The following is a 15,922-nucleotide window of genomic DNA, read 5'->3' on the forward strand; positions in this document are numbered from 1 at the left end:
GGGTGGGGGGGTCGCTACCGCGTCTAATCCTCGTCGTTGTCAAAAGGAAGGCGGTTCTGTGGAGAAAAATACGGCTGTTCCCGGGGCGCTTCTCTTTCTATGTGAGTCGTGCCCCCCTCTGGTAGTAAGTCTCCGGGCAATGTTTGGCCCAAACAGGACACGTCCGGGACATGGTCAGCAACAGGAAGTGAAGAAAGTGCGTCAGCCAGTGTGCTTTTACCAGACCCGCCCTTGTCACCATCCGTCTCTTTCAGTGCAACCGTGGCCCAGAGTTTCATAACGTCATTGCCCTGGCCAGCTTGGATCATATCATCAACTAACATGGCCCCCGTCTGAACCGCAGCCACTTCAATATCCTCCTGGCTAACCCTGTCGGGATACTTCTTCCTCCCAGCAATAGCCAACCCTTGCTGTATAGCGTCACTCAACAACCTACGGGCCTGGGCAATCCCACCCTTTTTGCGACCAGATCCCGGCCTGGCACCACCATGTGTATACATAATCCCCCTCATTCCCGACAAAAAAATGAAACACCTTGAAACAATCTCCCCGCCTCCCACCACCTGATTATAGGTGATTTTATATCCTCTTATAGTCTAAAGGGCCTGTGTCATGGGGGACTGTGGGCAATAAAGTGGACTTGGGGGATTTAAGGGGACTCAGGGGGACTTAAGGGGACACAAGTCCCCCAAAAGTCCCCCTAATTTACTTTGATAACTCTTCATAATAAATAAATATAGGGCTTTTTATTCAATAACTTAGCTGAATATTGGTTTTGTTGTGTCCCCCAAGTCCCCCAAGTCCCCCTATTTTTTTGCAAAAGTTTTTTTAGCCTTTTGAAGTGCGGGGTCAACAATGTATCACCCCACATCGGTTTTATGATTAATGATTACTAAAGGGCTAAAAAAGTGGGGGACTTGGGGGACTTGGGGGACTTCTGTCACAAGATACTTAGTGTCGCAAGGCTTCTAGAACTTTCTTTTAAACTTGATTTGGGGGACTTGAGTCCCCTTGTTTGGGGGACTGTCCCCCTTTTTAAGGGGATTCAGGATTAAATGCGGGCAAAAGTTGGCAATAACCGTGTGACTCAATCGGCCAACACTGTTTGATGAAAATATATCTTCGTAGTAAGATCAGGAATAAAACGTATAGTTCAATAAAACTTTTTAAAATAACGTTGCGGGAAAGTGCAATAACGGACTGGATGAATGAACTGGATCAATATCTACTTTGAAAACTATTGGCTTCTGTGGGTTATGATTTTTGCTCTTTACCTGATTGCCTTCGGTGTGGCCAAGGTGTACCAGCACAAAAGCAAATTATTTTATGAGTTTTTCAGAGCTTTAGGCGGTTGGAAACTTGTGATATTCCCAATTCCTTATGTGGCGGTTGGTTTCTATTCAATGTTAGATCTTGGGTATGTTCCCAGCGAGATAGAGTTCTTCCATACAAACGTACTGCCGTGCATTGTGCTGCTGGGATATTTTGTCTTGATGGGAGTTGCATTTGAAACTTCTGATAAATAAACATTATTGAGTATTAACGATGAATATAAATGAACTTCCTACTGGATTAATAGCTGGATTGTTGGTGGCTGTTATTTCTATTGCGGTGATTAAAATCAAAAAACATATTAGTGATAAAATAGGCGAAGATATTGATTGTAAAAAAATTGACATTAAATCTGATAATAGGCATTAAAAAATAGTGTGATTTTCTCTGGATTTAAGTGAAAATATTTTTTTTAGATAAAGAGTTGATTTAATTGAACGCTTATTTTCCATACAGTTTTTTGCAACTATCAATAGTTGAATTTACAATTACGACCATAGGAATGAATATAATGAAAAAGACCTTTTCACTAACTCTTGGAACAGCTTTTTTAATGCTCTCCTTGCAAAGTTTTGCCAATTGCACCAGCAATACAATAGGTGGCATTACATTTCACAACTGTACTAATGGATCCAACGGCACATCACAAAATATCGGTGGTATAACATTTCACAATTTTAATAATGGAGTAAGTGGAACTTCACAAAACATAGGAGAAACCACTTTTCATAATTATAATAACGGGTTATCAGGTACTTCACAGTCTATTGGTAACACCACATACCATAACTTTAATAACGGCACATCCGGTACTTCCCAGTCTATAGGTGGCAACACATTCCATAATTTTAACAATGGCACTTCTGGTACAACCCAGAATATCGGCGGTATAGACTTCTATAATCTCAACAACTAATTTAGTTGTTTCCTCAAACTTATATTCAAACTAGGATTAGCTATTTTTTGGAGAATCAAAACAATGAAAAGCAAATATAAAAATGATAATGAGCTAAAAGAGCAGTACCAAGATTTAGACATCGTCAGCCTTAAAAAAGTCCTTTCCAAAATGGAAAATGATATGCTTAAGCTTAATGAAAAACTGTTAAACGTTTTTTCTTCTATAGGACAATTGCAAGGTGAAATAAGGTGGATCAAACACCTTATTGAAAATAGAGAATCTATTCCAGCATTGCTTTCAAAAATTCAACTCGTATCGAAGGATAAAAGTTTAGATGATGTTTCTACGCTTGTAAAAAAAACGTCTGCAATGTATGGTAGGGTAAAGGAAATAGCAATAAAACTTACTGAGCAAGAATTAGTTGAATCGTATAAAATAACCGATGAAGATTTGAAACCAAATTTTTTTTCCAGCATTAATGAAAGTTGTCAAAACTTATTGTTAGCCAATCTTGAAGAAAAAGAAAAAAATTTTTTGTTGAGTCAAGTAAAACAACAGGAAGAAGAAGCGAAGAAAATTCTAGGTTCTTACAAATCCACCCCGCTGCCTTAGGCAGCGACTTAACCAAGCGTTATGCGGCCTTAAGATTTGGTCAAAATCATAAGCGGGAAGTGTGTCATCTACTCCTCCAAAAACTTAACATCAATCCAATAACAACGAGGCCTGGACCGACCGTCAGTCAGCGGTATTTTCTTAGCAATACGTCGTTGATTATTCTGTTTATTTAATTCACCCAACAATAAATAACCTTTTTTTTCAAGCGCTTCTAACAATTGTCTTTTAGAATAACTTTTGCAAAACTCATCAAAAACATTCGGATAAATCATTATGTAAAAATCATCCCGGTAACCCATCATTTTAAAAGGCGTTTTTGGATTATCACGATACAAATGCTCAAAATTCGCCTGGTTAGACAATAAACTGCCTCTCAGGAAATCTAAAGCTTTTTCAAGTTCACTGAATTGACCTTCCATATCAGCCAACCAAAGATCGCGAACAAACAAAACAGAAGACTGAATATCATACGGCAGCCAGTTCAATACTCCCGCTTCAGAAGCATAAGCACCCGCTACAGCAACTGTAGCCATTCGTTTAAGCACCCTTCCAATTTCATTTGGCAAAGGATTTATCCCGTTCTGCAACATTATTTCAACAGACTCAATTGCTCTTTTCATCTCCTGGCAGAATTTATCTCGCCCCTTTTTTTCCATTTCATTCAATAACCAGGTTATAAAAACAGGACCAGCGACTCCGTAATATTGACTACAAGATAATTTAAGTTCCTCAACAAATTGAGCAGCATTGTCAGTCTCAGTTTGAACAATCCCGTTCTCCAAAACATCAACACGTATATCAGGCAATCTATGTAATTGCCCGCCTCGCTTATTGTGTCCAGTGTTTTTTAAAATACTCTCAGTCGATGTCTCACCGGATGACAGTAGCATAATATGCCAATAACTCTGTTTTCTGAGACCACCCGTCTCTTGCATTCGACTCTTGGGTGTACCACCAGTGAGTGTATAAATGAGTTTACCCAGCTCTCCAGGCTCAAGCTCATCGATCTCATCAAGGCACAAAACAATATCATTATGCAATTGCGCCGTGGCCTCGAGCCCCGAGGCTGTCGCGTTCCATTTTCGTATACTGGTCTTTTGACTGTTAGTCTGAGGATCAGACGCATCACCCCAGACAGAAGCAGCGCATTGCAACAATGCCGTTTTACCAAAGGAAGTCAGACCCCAGAAGTGAAAACCGCCTGAGGCAGTATTAGCAATTTTTGACAACCCTCCAGCCAAACCGCACATAATACAAAACATTGGCAAATAATTGCCAAAAGCTTTATTTGCTACATGCGTTTGCCACTCTTTTAAAGTGCCAGAGCTGGTTATCGATTTACTACTGACTTCATCCGTCGACTGAAAAAAAACTTCTTTGCCGTCTCCGGTTTCACCTAAAATTTTTTCGGGTAAAACGAATACCGGCCTGGTCTGATTGCCGCGCTCGTCCAATGCTTCGAACCAGCCCAGTTTAGAAGGCGCCCAACTCCGTTTAGTACAAACGCTGTGCAAAAGATCCAAAAATCGCGAAACATACTTTTCTTTGCCGGACATGATAACCATGCCCCGCGCTACAAGATTTGTCCAGACGTTAGCGTCTTTCAGTTTTGTAAACCATTGGGACGGGAAACAAGCTACCTGATCATTAAAATCCTCATCATAAAATTTGACCACCCGATATTTTTCGCCAAACTCGTCACGACCCAGGGAATGAACCCAAACGGGCCTGAGAGCAATCAGATCGCGGCTGTCACTATAAGGCTGACCCCTGTATAATGCGCCTGTTCTAGTGTCTATATAATGATGTGTACCCGTGTTAGGCCAGGGATAGGGCTCAGTAAAAAGAACCTTGTGACTCTCATGATTCTCAAAACCAGTGTCAGTAGTAATGACTCGCCTATCATTTTTTCTAATCGAAACGACGTTACTTTTTCGTTTCCGCTTCTGAGCTTCAGGATCATACTGACCCGACGTGTTTTTGATCGCGTTATCAATAGTCATCTGGCCGTAGGTCTGTGCACCATGCATTTCATCCCATTTTGGACGCACCAACTGACTGGTTCGAAAAATCCGATCAATACGCTCCGTGTCTTTCTGAGTCCACCACGCAAGAATTGAACATAGCGCCATATCTGCTTCAGACCTGCCTTCATTATCTTTGTTAGCATACGAAGAGCAATCACCCGCCATCAAACGATCAAATTTTGGTCCCTGCTGGCTTTTTCTGATCGTCTCTACAAGACTACAGTCGTCCATTTCCAAAGGCGCTACAGGTTTTTGAGTTGTAGGCTCAAGAGGTTTAGGCCCCACATCAAGCCGCTCGTTATAAAGCTCTTTCAGCGACTCCTGGTTCTGACTCAGAAAATGTTTCTCGTCAACAACATGCCCGGTAATCGTAATAAACCGGAGTTTCTCATACATCTCAATTTCATAATCAAGGCCGACTTTTTTACATCTTTCACCCGGTTTTTTGCCTCTGACAATAATGTGAATGCCGGTCCCGCTAGGGCTGAACTCTGTATAACTATCGAGTGCGTCAATCCATTTTCTGACCCAGTCGTCTATCTGACCATCACTACTGACGCAATGATCAAAATCGATCACAACAAAAGGGTCTTTCTCAGTAATAGCTAACGATATACCCGCGTAGGTGCCCATAGAATACGTTTGACAAGCCTGGTCAAACGTACCCCATGACTCTCGGTATTTTTCATTGCTGCCGCTGCGCTGATGCCTTAGTGGTGAATAGGGGACTTTTTTCGGCTTCTTGTCAGAGGGTAGTTTCTCCAATCTCCATACAATCCATTGCGTATAACCTTTCAGCTCATCGGGTACAGACTCAGGCAACGGAGCTTTATAATTATGATAAAACTCCTCTGGATTCCGGATAATCATGCGACCTCGTCAGAAGAATGCTCTCTTGACTGATAGATGTCATTAAAATCCAGCTCAATGCCATGACTGGCAAACAAAGCAATCAGGTCTTCAGCGTTTAAACGATTCGGATAAAGCACTCCCTTTGCCCACTTTGCCGGCGCGCTTCTGTGAACATTCAATGACTTAACAATTTCACTCCAGGGGACAGATCTGTCGGCCAAATGCTTCTGAAAAGCGGTGCAGTTTTTCATAACTTTGTTTTATAATCCGATGATATAGAAAAAAGGTTCGAGGATATATTCATGTCATATAGCCCAGATTCGGCAAAAAAAGTGGATATAGATCCCTCAAAGAAAACACCCGATATAGCAGCATTGACTCACCCCGAAAATCAGTTGCCTGGTGCCAATATCCGAGCGTTCAGAAAAGCTGCAGGAATGAGCCAAAGAAAACTTGCAGAGACATGCAAGCCACCCATGGACTTCACAGCTATAGGGCGAATAGAACGCAACCTTGGCTACACCAGCAGCACGCTCAACCGTCTGGCTGTCGCGCTGAACTGCAAAGTCAGCGACTTCTTTCTACCCGCTGAACTCATCGTCTGGAAGGACCTTCCTGCCGACATGCAAGAAGAAATTCAGACGCTCATCAGGCGCTACTACCAAGCTGCCAGAAAGAGCTAACTTCAAAAAAAACCCACCTTATCTTTCCTCCAAAGCGCTCTTTCCAGCGCTTTTATTTTAGCCTCAAAAAAAATATTTGACGATATAATATCACCAATTTATGATGATATTATATCGTCAAATGATTGAATTCAATCACTGCGAGGCCCAAAATGATCGATGACACACAACCAGAAAACAAGGTATTTCTGTCTATCAAAGACATCTCCAAACGGTTAAACGTTTCCGACAATTTTGTCTATCAGCAGTGTGTAAAGGGTGTTCTGGAGCATTACGCCCTGGGCGGCAGCCTCAAAAAAAGAGGTGCAATACGCTGCAGTGAAGAACAGCTTCAACAGTATCTAATCAATCACCATGGCCAAAAACCCAATCGAACCCAAGTTTTGCCAACTGTGACAAACATCGCAACTGTAATCACTACTGCCAGTAATGTTAGCGAACAACTAACCCGCTTAATGAAAAAGAGAAAACCAGCATGAGTTCAGCCAGACAAAAGCCATGGAAAAAAGTCAAAACGCCTTCGGGCATCAAATACAAATACGATTTCCAGGATCTGAATTGGGGCATCAAACGTGTCAAGAAAACGTTCAACAGCGCAGAAGAAGCCAGCATTTTTCATGACAATCTAAAAAAAAATGCCATGTCTATCACCCGTGGGGATAAACCCGAGCGCTCATTCGGTGAAGCTTTGATTGAACATCTGACTCAAATTGAAGCTGACGGCAAACTGGGCATAGGGTCAGATGAGTCAGACTTGCTGGCTCTGCGCTGGCCATTCTACTACAACAAACGTTGGTATCGACTCGAAGAGTTACCGATGAACGACCAGGAAGGCGGTATTGTCTGGGGCATAGCCAAATACAAGCAGGATCTGAAAAAAGTCATCCGGCGCTCTTATATTAAAAAGGGACTTTATCAGTTACGTCGGGAAAACAATGAGTTAATTTGGTATTTCCAACCGAATCCTGCCGACGACTTGCTTCCAAAAAACAGAGTAAAAGTCATCTGTCCAACAACTCTGGTGAGACTCAGTAAAGCTAAAGGCCGGGGGCCATTTGCATCCGATACATTTAGACGACGTACCTCACTCGTTAAAACCATTTTAACCAATGCCTGGAATGAATGGCGTTGGTTAGATCAAGATCTCAGCAAACTGATCAAACTAGACAAACCGTCTAAAGGCGTCATCTCTTTTTTGATCCAGGAACAATACGACGAACTACTCAAAGTGGCAGATGAGTACTTTGGCTACCTCATCAGAGCCGCAAAAAACATCGGCTGGCGTCAACAAAACCTCATTGGTTTGACGTGGGATCGGGTCCACTTCCCCAAGTACAAAACCAATATTCAAGGTGAAACCATTAAAAAGCCCGGTTATCTGAGAATTGATAAATTCGACAATACTTCTGAAGACTTCAACCCGAGAGACAGAAAACAGCGTCGCACAAGAACCAAGAACAAAGATGATCTGGATACCGTCATGACTGAAGAATTAGAAATTTTATTACGAGAAATGGAGTCCAAAAAACATCCAGACAGCAACGTGGTATTTCACACAGGTGATGGCAGTTACTGGGGTGATTTCAGAAAGCGATGGATCACTGCCAAAAAAAGAGCGGGCATAGCTCCCCAGTTCAGATGGCACGATTTAAGGCACACCTGGGCAACCGACCGAATCAATGAAGGCGTACCCAGACACATCATCATGGAAGAACAAGGCTGGAAAGACCCCGGCATGGTGGATCGCTACGCTCATATTCAGCGTGATGCCCGATACGAAGCTCTAAAAAATGCCAAGAAAAAAGCAGGTTAAGCCATGACTGAAGCACAAAAAAAATTCTTTGAACTGCTGGATCAATACCCACGTTTCAAACATCACTGGGACAAAGAAAAAAGAACCTGTGATCTGGAGTCTTTCGATCAGGATTTCAAAGTCATGAGCAGCGGTGAACGTCACATGGCCCGATTCTTTATTTCTGTCTGGCTGAACGAATCAGAGACCTACCCTTTCAACGTGCTGGACGCCATCAGAGTCATTGACGACAAAAGCCGAAAGCTGGTGATTGTCTGGCTGGCCAACCCGTTTTTCCCATAGTAAGAGAAGGTATTTAAAATGAATGAGATATACGCAAACGTCCGATCAGAATCAAAATATTTTGCTGGCCAGCATCAGAAAAAGCCTTTCCCCGTTACTCTGGTACCGGATGGAGGTGGCTATCATTGGCAAGGTGGCTCAGGGGGTCACTATCGAACCACGGACTTGTGTTTTTTTACTAAAGAAAAAAACTTATTTCGTGAATTTAATCTATCCAACCTGTCAGAACTGCCACAATTGGAAATAACCAAAAAAGCCATTCTGGACGGCATTGGTGAAGACTGGAGTTCAGACTACTGGGAAACAATCATTAACCTGGCAGACGAGTTATTTACAATTGCCAGTAATGAATATGAGTCTGCACTCAAGCGCGAGGCTGAAGAATCAGAGTGGTACTAACCACTCTGCTATAAGCTTTGACTGCTTGGCCAAGAGGTGAAAGTCATGATCTGCGAACAAACTGCAAAATACTGTGAAGAGTGGGCCGCTGATTTTGAGCAACAAGATATGCTGCAAACCGCTGGTTTTTGGATGGCAATAGCTTATTGTTTTAAAAAAGGCCCGCAAATAACTACCACTGCAGAGGTATTAGAAGACGCGATAAAAACAATGCAAAAGCAAATTGAATTTTTTCCAATAGCATTAAAAATAGTTAAAGACCCTCATTTCAAAAAACAACTGGAAACACTTCAAAAAGAAAAATTATTCGTCCTGCCGAAACTTCAACAATTGTTGTCTGAAACGAAAACCCTTAAATGAAATCTGCCCGTTAGTCTCTCCCTTCGTGATAGCTGCAGGTAAATCAAATGTTAACTAACAACTTGCATGTTTTAGACCCAAACTCTGCAAAAGCGGAGTTTGGGGTCAGCCTGATTGATACCGAAATGCACATCATAGCCATCCTCATTGAACTCAAACACAATCCGGGTATGTCGATCACTAACGCTGCATACCATTACATAAACGAAATTAACCATTTGTACTGTTTAGAACCCAAATCTACATGTTATATCGAAATCTACGAAAACCGGGAAGACCCTTGCCTGATCTTACCCAAATTCAAAAACGACTGGTGTTATTCCGTCTCGTTGAAACCTATACCAGACTCTCTCAAAGAGTTTGTGCTCAGCCATTTAAAAGCCGATTGAGGAAAACCAATGACTATTTTAATAGAAGCCCATTGTGACGGCCTGGACTGCGACGCAGTCATCCAGCTTGATGAGTTGGACGATATAGAATTGCTCTTTGCTGGCTGGCAGTTTCACCCGGATAATGCAGATACGCATTACTGCCCTGATTGTTGGAAGCTGATTCAACAACAGTATAGTGAAACAGACGAACAGCAAAAAAAAACTGAGACAGATTCAAAACCTATTGAGCCTCATCACGATCCCTACAAATACGCCACACTTGCACAACAATGGCTAGATGATGACCCCCTATTCCTGGACACCGAAACCACCGGGCTGGACGAAAAGGCTGAAGTCGTGGAGATCAGTATCATAGATTCAAATGGCGAAGTTTTATTAGACACCTTGATCAAACCAACCCTCATTATTCCTGATGACGCTACAGCCATTCATGGCATTACCAACAAAATGGTAGAAGATGCACCCAGCTGGCCAGAAATTCATGAAAAGTTTTGTCAGATCGTCCAGAACAGAACGTTGCTGATATACAACGCTGACTATGATGTAGCGATACTGGATCAAACAGCGTGCGCATGGATTCGCTCCGATAAAAACATAAAAATCGATTTACCAGAATCACTTTATTCTGCACGTTGCATCATGAAACTTTACGCCGCTTTCTTCGGTCAATGGGATAATTATCGTGACGACTGGAAATGGCAAAAGCTCACCGTAGCAGCCGACCAAATGGGCGTTATAGTCGAAGGCCAAGCCCATAGAGCCCTGGCTGACTGCAAAATGACTTTGGGTGTACTCCAGGCTATGACTTCTATACTGCCCGCCAAAGCTGAGACACTGAGGTCAAAATCATGAAATACAGATTAAAGCCTCTTATTGTTGATGCTGTCCAATGGGATGGACATAACCACAATGACGTGTTCATTTTCCTGGAGGGCGGCGACGCAAGACATATCTCGGATCGTGGTAAAAACTTTGAGCTGATCAAAGACCGGGATGGTAATAATTTCATGATTAAGACACTCACAGGCAGACACATAGCGAACATAGGAGACTGGTTTGTACGAGACTCAAGAGGACTCTGCAAGCCCTGTTCGGCTGATACTTTCGAGTCCACTTATGAACTCATTGACTTTAAGAAGAACAGAGATTACGAAACGCTATACGAAAATACAGCTGAAGAACTGGCCAGGCTTGAAATTTTGTACAAATGCAGCCTTCAGACTGAAATCCAGTCAATGCTAAAACGGTACAGTATTTTAGAATCTGATATGAAAACCCTAGCTAAAAATTCAAAAATCCGATTACAAATGGAAGGCGAACTAAAAGCAACAATATTCTGGATAATAAAATTCAGCGACCTGTTTAAACATTTTTTCCAAGACGCTCAACAGCTAAATGAACCTGAGTTCATTGCGAATTACAGAAAAAACATGCGTGACTGGCCCGATAACGGGTTGGAAATTTCTTTTCCTGAGAAGTACCCACCATTTGAACAGAAAGACGTTTAGAGGTAACCGTGTATAACCCAAGCATAACACGCGGCATAACCGTCCAGACCATGCCGTTGAGATGTTTATACTGGAGATTGGAAATGTTAAACCCTGAAGGATATGAGCTATTTGTCCGAACAAAAGTAGATTTAGAGAAAAGACTTTCTGATGTCGACAGAACGCCTGTTGCAAGAGAGATTGAGCAACAAATGAGTTTTGTGGAGGAACGTCTGCTGGCAAAGCTGAAACAAGTCTACAGCCATGCAACGCAAGAAATGTCTGCGCTTGACCGGATACTGCAACATTCGCTTCTAGACGATGATTCTGAAACATAACCTTTGCGTAAGGGGCAAAGTCCCGTGGTAGCGTTTGTTATGTTTGCGATTGCATAATAAAGGAGATCAAGATGCCAAAGTACAAAAAGAAGCCTGTTGTTATTAATGCCTACCAATGGAAAGAAGTAAGTCCATATCTCGAAGGTGTTACAAGGGACGTTGATTACTACAGACACCCTGATATAGATGGCCAGCACCAGTGCCAACATTGCAATCGAATCATGCACGATCATGGCTGGATCGACACACTGGAAGGCGGTCATATTATTTGTCCTGGTGATTGGGTAATCACTGGCATTAAGGGGGAAAAGTATCCGTGCAAGCCAGATATTTTTGAAGCAACATATGAACTCGCTGAGTGAACATAACCCAAGCACGAGCGGCGGCGTAGCCGTCCGTTCCGGGCCGTTGTTAGGCTCAAACTAACTCATAACTGGATTTCAAAAATGAAAATAGAAACAAGCCAGATAACAAAGATTGCTTTATCAGAGCTGGAAGCCCTTGATCCGGTCACTGTGATATTGGAAGACATTGGTCCCAGGCAGGGGAAGATCAATATTGAATGCTACGGACAGGCATGGAGTTCCTATTGGGGCGGAATGGGTGATCGTACAATCGCTGAATTCTTTTGCAGCTGTGATGAGCACTACCTAGCTAAAAACCTTAGCAGCGTCCGTTCGCACATCATAGATTACGATGCTATTGGAGGCATGATACAAAAAGAGATTAAAGACCAAATCAAGTCTGTTATTCAGGATCGCCGCGAGCAGTTCACAACTGAGGAAGAAGCGCGGGAGAAGTATGACCAATTAAATGATTCGCTATTGCTGCTACCGAGCATTAATGACGAGTTTGAATTGCGTGAAAATCAAGAGCTTTTAGATCAGATATACGGCGAAGAGTGGTGGCACTCATTACCAGAAAAGGCAAACCCTGATTATGAATATCTATGCCGAATTATTAAGGCTGTTCAATCAGGATTGGCCGCGATAAAGCAGGATGTTGCGGCCTAACACAGAGATAGAACTCACATGCGGTCTAATATCATTAACAATCGTACCAATTAGACCACTTCATTTGCTGGAAAATGTTTGATTATCTTAAGGTGATTCAAATGTGTTTTACTGAAGTCTACGGCAAAACTGTTGAGTTGATGCTACTGTTCAGTCACAAAAATTTATATCAGCTTCCAGCCTGCTTTGAATTTGAAATTGACCAAGATTGGAAAATCACTCTAAATCCACAGAAACAATTTGTTTTCGATTCCACAGGCGGCAAAGTACTTCCCTAAATGATGATAGTAAAACATAGGTCAGTGCCTGTTGGTGTTTTTGATCCCTATGGTGGAACTATGTTTGCAAAGGCGGAACCATATCTCATTGCAGTCCTGAACAAACAACTTTGGTGCTCAGTTCAGAAACAGTGATTGAGGATATTATATCATCAAAAATTGATTGTATAATAATCAACGACGGGACCATGACGGGACATGAGATTATTAAAAAATATAAAAATTCTGCATTGTATAAAAACGTACCCCTTGTAAAACCTTGGCTTCCAAGGCTATGTGATAGCGAACGCCTAAATGGGGTTGTGGGGGTCGGAGGTTCGAATCCTCTCGCTCCGACCAGTTTTTGCTGTTTTGATACTCTTTTCTATATTTTGTTACCGTTTCCTGAAGTATTTTTTCAAGACCCAAGAAAACCAGCCAATCGATAACTCACCATTTCATTGAACAGAGCAAAGTTTACCTGACACTATCTTTTACGATTGTCAGGTGTCTAATTCATCAGGATGAACTCTTTGGCGAACGATGTTAGTTTGTTCACGCTGAGATTCTTCATATGATGGTGGAGCAGTAGTGTTTTGATCATTGAAGGTGATGCTTGACCTCGGGCCGGGAGATCGCTGAGACTGAGAAGTCCCTGCTGTATTTCTATAAGCTTCAGCTCTTAATCGATTTCTACGTGCTGCGGCTCTTTGTCGATCATGTTCTAGTCGATCACACTCCTTAAGAAACTCCTTTTGGAGTATGTAACCTATCTGATCGCCAACAACCCATCCAACTGCGACAGTTGTCACAGTTCCTAAAGTGCCAAATGACATATACCTCGCACCAGCGTAACAGCTAGCGGAAACAATAGACGAAGGGACTACACTCATTAGAAAATGTGTGAACTTCTTCTGATCCCGTGAAAGGCCATCATAATAATCAGCATCCCATAAAGTATTATGAAGAAGTAAGTGTTTTACGGATTTTACGGACCAATTCAAGAATCTGCCAACGTTTGACCCTGTCTCTGGTTCTGTTTGTGTGCCTCGATCAACCAATGTATGACGGGCTACTTGATTATCTACATTCATAATAAGATGCCTCCTGTTTTTAAATTATGATTCGTTCAAATTACACTTTCTCAAACGAGAGTGAGTTTCCCTGACATTTGGGACAGCACACCATACAAAATCCCAACGGGTATTTGGGATGCCTGGTAATCTGACAATAGAATTAAATTTTTCTTCCTATCAACTGAGACCGTCTTATTAGATGAATAGTTCCATTAACTCCATTTTCAGATGTAAATAGTTTCTCATCCCTGAACGGCCTGCCTGCAACCCCGCCGACAAACCATCAAATGGCTAGACAGGTTTTAAATCGACCAAAGAAAGCATACCAATGAAGACAACCCGTATAAGCCTTACGGTTATGAGGAAAAGAGAACCACGGCTCATTATTTCACTCTGCAAGGTCTCACATTTTAAATAGATAACCATGAACTTTTCTGTCCAATTGCTGTCAAAAAGCACAAGTTTTCATGGAGATTCTATTGCTATGAGATACGGATTAAAATCAACAACCGTAGCCACAGCTAAAAAAGCAACTAAAAAGAGTAAGACTGACTTAAACCCCAAGGTTTCAACGTTTACTCCACCTGCTCAGCGTGTTCATGAACATTCGGACACGCCTTCCAATAGCCAGCAAAGGGGGAAGACCCCTTATCCTGAGGCTACCACAGAGAGGATCAATCACGCCTTCGAAGCACTAAAAAAACAAAATTTCGAGAGTGCAGAAGAAGCATTCCGGGTCATCTTAAACGAAGATCAGGACGTACTAAGTCCGTTCCACTACCAAAACATAGTCGTAGGACTTGCAAGGTCGCTAAAAGAGCAAACCGAAAAAAAACAGATAGAAGCCTGCTCTCTACTGCAAGAACTCAGGTCGACCGGGTCGTTCACTGAGTTCGGGGCTTCGACCATTCATAACCTTGATCTAACCCTGAGCCGTTGTGAAGAGGCAGTTGGAGGGTACCTTGACGCTGAAGCACGACTATTAGCACTGAGAAACAAAAAGCCAGATGCCGATGCAAAAACCCTGTGCGAGCCTTCTGGCAATTTTAACGCAGATATTACTATGGCCCGACTTTGGCAATCCATGGACAAACACACGCTGACTGAAACACTTCTTCTGAACATAAAGTCAGAGCTGACTAAAAGGTTGCAGTCAAAACCCTATGCTCCCACTGAACAAAGGCTCAGCAAACACCTCCATACCGTCAACATGGCTCTGGTTCGAATCTGGCAAGTGATGGACAAGCATGAACGGGCTGAAGGACTGCTGCTAAACATCAGTGACAGACACCCCAATGCCGACGAAGACAGGCTGTGTGAACCCTCCGCGCATCATGATATTGACCTTAAACTGGTGCGTCACTGGGAGTTGGTGGGCAAATACAAACGGGCAGAAAGGCTGCTGCTGAACATGAGCGGCAAACCCCCCAATGCCAGTGAGGACATTCTCTGCACTCACTCTGAAGATCGTGACATTGACTTGGCACTGGTGCGACTCTGGCAGTTGATGGATAAACATAAACTGACTGAAAGACTTCTGCTGAGCATGAGCGGCAAGCACCCCAATGCCAGTGAGGACATTCTCTACACCCCCTCTGAACATCTTGACATTGATCTGGCTCTGGTTCACCTCTGGCAGACGGTAGGCAAACATGAACTGGCAGAAAAACTGTTTCGGGGTTGCTGTGAATTCTATCATTCGAATGAATGTGAATTAGCACTGCTGAATATATCTTCCGGTTGATATTTTACTCAACGTAAATGGCGGCAATGTTCCGCCGCGGTGTACCCATTACCGTCAGCAGGGTACACCTTATTCGACAATTTGCTCAAACCTTCGGACTGTTAAAAACATGGCAGGAAGCGGGGGCATTTTGCTTTTCCTCTTAGGTAGCGTAATCGCTAAAAATGCATGCCGGGCAGAAAAGGGGCACAAGTGGCTTGCTCAGCGAGCCGAGCTTAACGCCCCAATCAAGAGGGTGTCGCAAAACGCCAACAACTCATTCCCATGCTCCATATGGGAATGGATACCCTCCTGAAAACCGGGCTCTAAGACTCAAATAATTCATCACAATCGGTTCCTCCCTGCGGGCGCAGG

At 42.8% G+C, this 15,922-nt stretch carries 21 protein-coding genes; 17 read left to right on the forward strand and 4 right to left on the reverse strand.

Annotated features, from left to right (window positions below; translation table 11 throughout):
- Positions 1-23: 23 nt before the first annotated feature.
- Entirely contained in the window at positions 24-500 is a 477-nt protein-coding gene (locus KDK19_RS22030) for a hypothetical protein (protein ID WP_257292949.1), read from the reverse strand.
- A 708-nt stretch (positions 501-1,208) separates the two neighbouring features.
- On the opposite strand from KDK19_RS22030, the gene KDK19_RS22035 reads away from it, so the two are divergent.
- The 4 genes from KDK19_RS22035 (at position 1,209) to KDK19_RS22050 (ending at position 2,842) form a co-directional block, all read left to right on the forward strand.
- Positions 1,209-1,526: a hypothetical protein gene (locus KDK19_RS22035; RefSeq protein WP_257292950.1), complete on the forward strand. Its 318-nt coding sequence runs from the start codon at positions 1,209-1,211 to the stop codon at positions 1,524-1,526.
- Positions 1,527-1,545: 19 nt separating this feature from the next.
- Positions 1,546-1,701, forward strand: coding sequence for a hypothetical protein (locus KDK19_RS22040; protein WP_257292951.1), 156 nt, complete (start codon positions 1,546-1,548; stop codon positions 1,699-1,701).
- 142 nt (positions 1,702-1,843) lie between these two features.
- Positions 1,844-2,248 (forward strand): hypothetical protein, encoded by a 405-nt coding sequence (locus tag KDK19_RS22045; RefSeq protein ID WP_257292952.1) that lies wholly within the window; start codon positions 1,844-1,846, stop codon positions 2,246-2,248.
- A gap of 63 nt (positions 2,249-2,311) precedes the next feature.
- Entirely contained in the window at positions 2,312-2,842 is a 531-nt protein-coding gene (locus KDK19_RS22050) for a hypothetical protein (RefSeq protein ID WP_257292953.1), read from the forward strand.
- A 68-nt stretch (positions 2,843-2,910) separates the two neighbouring features.
- Here KDK19_RS22050 and KDK19_RS22055 read toward each other — a convergent pair whose 3' ends face one another.
- Together KDK19_RS22055 and KDK19_RS22060 are read right to left on the reverse strand one after the other, a co-directional pair.
- The gene (locus KDK19_RS22055; RefSeq protein WP_257292954.1) at positions 2,911-5,451 is read right to left on the reverse strand and encodes a DUF927 domain-containing protein; all 2,541 of its coding nucleotides are present in this window, start codon (positions 5,449-5,451) and stop codon (positions 2,911-2,913) included.
- Between the two features lie 287 nt (positions 5,452-5,738).
- Complete coding sequence (locus tag KDK19_RS22060) at positions 5,739-5,975, reverse strand: hypothetical protein (RefSeq protein ID WP_257292955.1); 237 nt, start codon at positions 5,973-5,975, stop codon at positions 5,739-5,741.
- Between the two features lie 51 nt (positions 5,976-6,026).
- Between KDK19_RS22060 and KDK19_RS22065 the strand changes: the two genes are divergently transcribed.
- From KDK19_RS22065 to KDK19_RS22120, 12 genes are all read left to right on the forward strand, one after another.
- A complete protein-coding gene (locus KDK19_RS22065; RefSeq protein ID WP_257292956.1) occupies positions 6,027-6,407 on the forward strand; it encodes a helix-turn-helix domain-containing protein in 381 nt (126 codons plus the stop codon).
- A gap of 152 nt (positions 6,408-6,559) precedes the next feature.
- Entirely contained in the window at positions 6,560-6,886 is a 327-nt protein-coding gene (locus KDK19_RS22070) for a helix-turn-helix domain-containing protein (RefSeq protein ID WP_257292957.1), read from the forward strand.
- The gene (locus KDK19_RS22075) at positions 6,883-8,220 is read left to right on the forward strand and encodes a tyrosine-type recombinase/integrase (RefSeq protein ID WP_257292958.1); all 1,338 of its coding nucleotides are present in this window, start codon (positions 6,883-6,885) and stop codon (positions 8,218-8,220) included. Before KDK19_RS22070 ends, KDK19_RS22075 begins: the two co-directional genes overlap by 4 nt.
- Before the next feature lie 3 nt (positions 8,221-8,223).
- Complete coding sequence (locus KDK19_RS22080) at positions 8,224-8,502, forward strand: hypothetical protein (RefSeq protein ID WP_257292959.1); 279 nt, start codon at positions 8,224-8,226, stop codon at positions 8,500-8,502.
- A gap of 18 nt (positions 8,503-8,520) precedes the next feature.
- A complete protein-coding gene (locus KDK19_RS22085) occupies positions 8,521-8,901 on the forward strand; it encodes a hypothetical protein (protein ID WP_257292960.1) in 381 nt (126 codons plus the stop codon).
- A 45-nt stretch (positions 8,902-8,946) separates the two neighbouring features.
- Positions 8,947-9,261: a hypothetical protein gene (locus KDK19_RS22090; protein WP_257292961.1), complete on the forward strand. Its 315-nt coding sequence runs from the start codon at positions 8,947-8,949 to the stop codon at positions 9,259-9,261.
- Positions 9,262-9,308: 47 nt separating this feature from the next.
- Entirely contained in the window at positions 9,309-9,650 is a 342-nt protein-coding gene (locus KDK19_RS22095; RefSeq protein WP_257292962.1) for a hypothetical protein, read from the forward strand.
- 9 nt (positions 9,651-9,659) lie between these two features.
- Positions 9,660-10,505: a 3'-5' exonuclease gene (locus tag KDK19_RS22100; protein WP_257292963.1), complete on the forward strand. Its 846-nt coding sequence runs from the start codon at positions 9,660-9,662 to the stop codon at positions 10,503-10,505.
- Positions 10,502-11,161 carry a hypothetical protein gene (locus KDK19_RS22105; protein WP_257292964.1) on the forward strand — a complete coding sequence of 220 codons (660 nt, stop codon included), beginning with the start codon at positions 10,502-10,504 and terminating at the stop codon, positions 11,159-11,161. The genes KDK19_RS22100 and KDK19_RS22105 overlap by 4 nt, the downstream gene beginning before the upstream one ends.
- 83 nt (positions 11,162-11,244) lie before the next feature.
- The gene (locus tag KDK19_RS22110; RefSeq protein WP_257292965.1) at positions 11,245-11,478 is read left to right on the forward strand and encodes a hypothetical protein; all 234 of its coding nucleotides are present in this window, start codon (positions 11,245-11,247) and stop codon (positions 11,476-11,478) included.
- Between the two features lie 71 nt (positions 11,479-11,549).
- Positions 11,550-11,840 carry a hypothetical protein gene (locus KDK19_RS22115; protein WP_257292966.1) on the forward strand — a complete coding sequence of 97 codons (291 nt, stop codon included), beginning with the start codon at positions 11,550-11,552 and terminating at the stop codon, positions 11,838-11,840.
- 84 nt (positions 11,841-11,924) lie between these two features.
- Entirely contained in the window at positions 11,925-12,491 is a 567-nt protein-coding gene (locus KDK19_RS22120; protein WP_257292967.1) for a hypothetical protein, read from the forward strand.
- Between the two features lie 760 nt (positions 12,492-13,251).
- On the opposite strand, the gene KDK19_RS22125 is transcribed toward KDK19_RS22120, so the two are convergent.
- Positions 13,252-13,842, reverse strand: a complete 591-nt coding sequence (locus tag KDK19_RS22125; RefSeq protein WP_257287822.1) for a hypothetical protein — start codon at positions 13,840-13,842, stop codon at positions 13,252-13,254.
- A 466-nt stretch (positions 13,843-14,308) separates the two neighbouring features.
- On the opposite strand from KDK19_RS22125, the gene KDK19_RS22130 reads away from it, so the two are divergent.
- Entirely contained in the window at positions 14,309-15,568 is a 1,260-nt protein-coding gene (locus tag KDK19_RS22130; protein WP_257275560.1) for a hypothetical protein, read from the forward strand.
- Positions 15,569-15,922 lie beyond the last annotated feature (354 nt).

Source organism: Endozoicomonas sp. ONNA1, assembly GCF_024606325.1.
Classification (GTDB): domain Bacteria; phylum Pseudomonadota; class Gammaproteobacteria; order Pseudomonadales; family Endozoicomonadaceae; genus Endozoicomonas_A.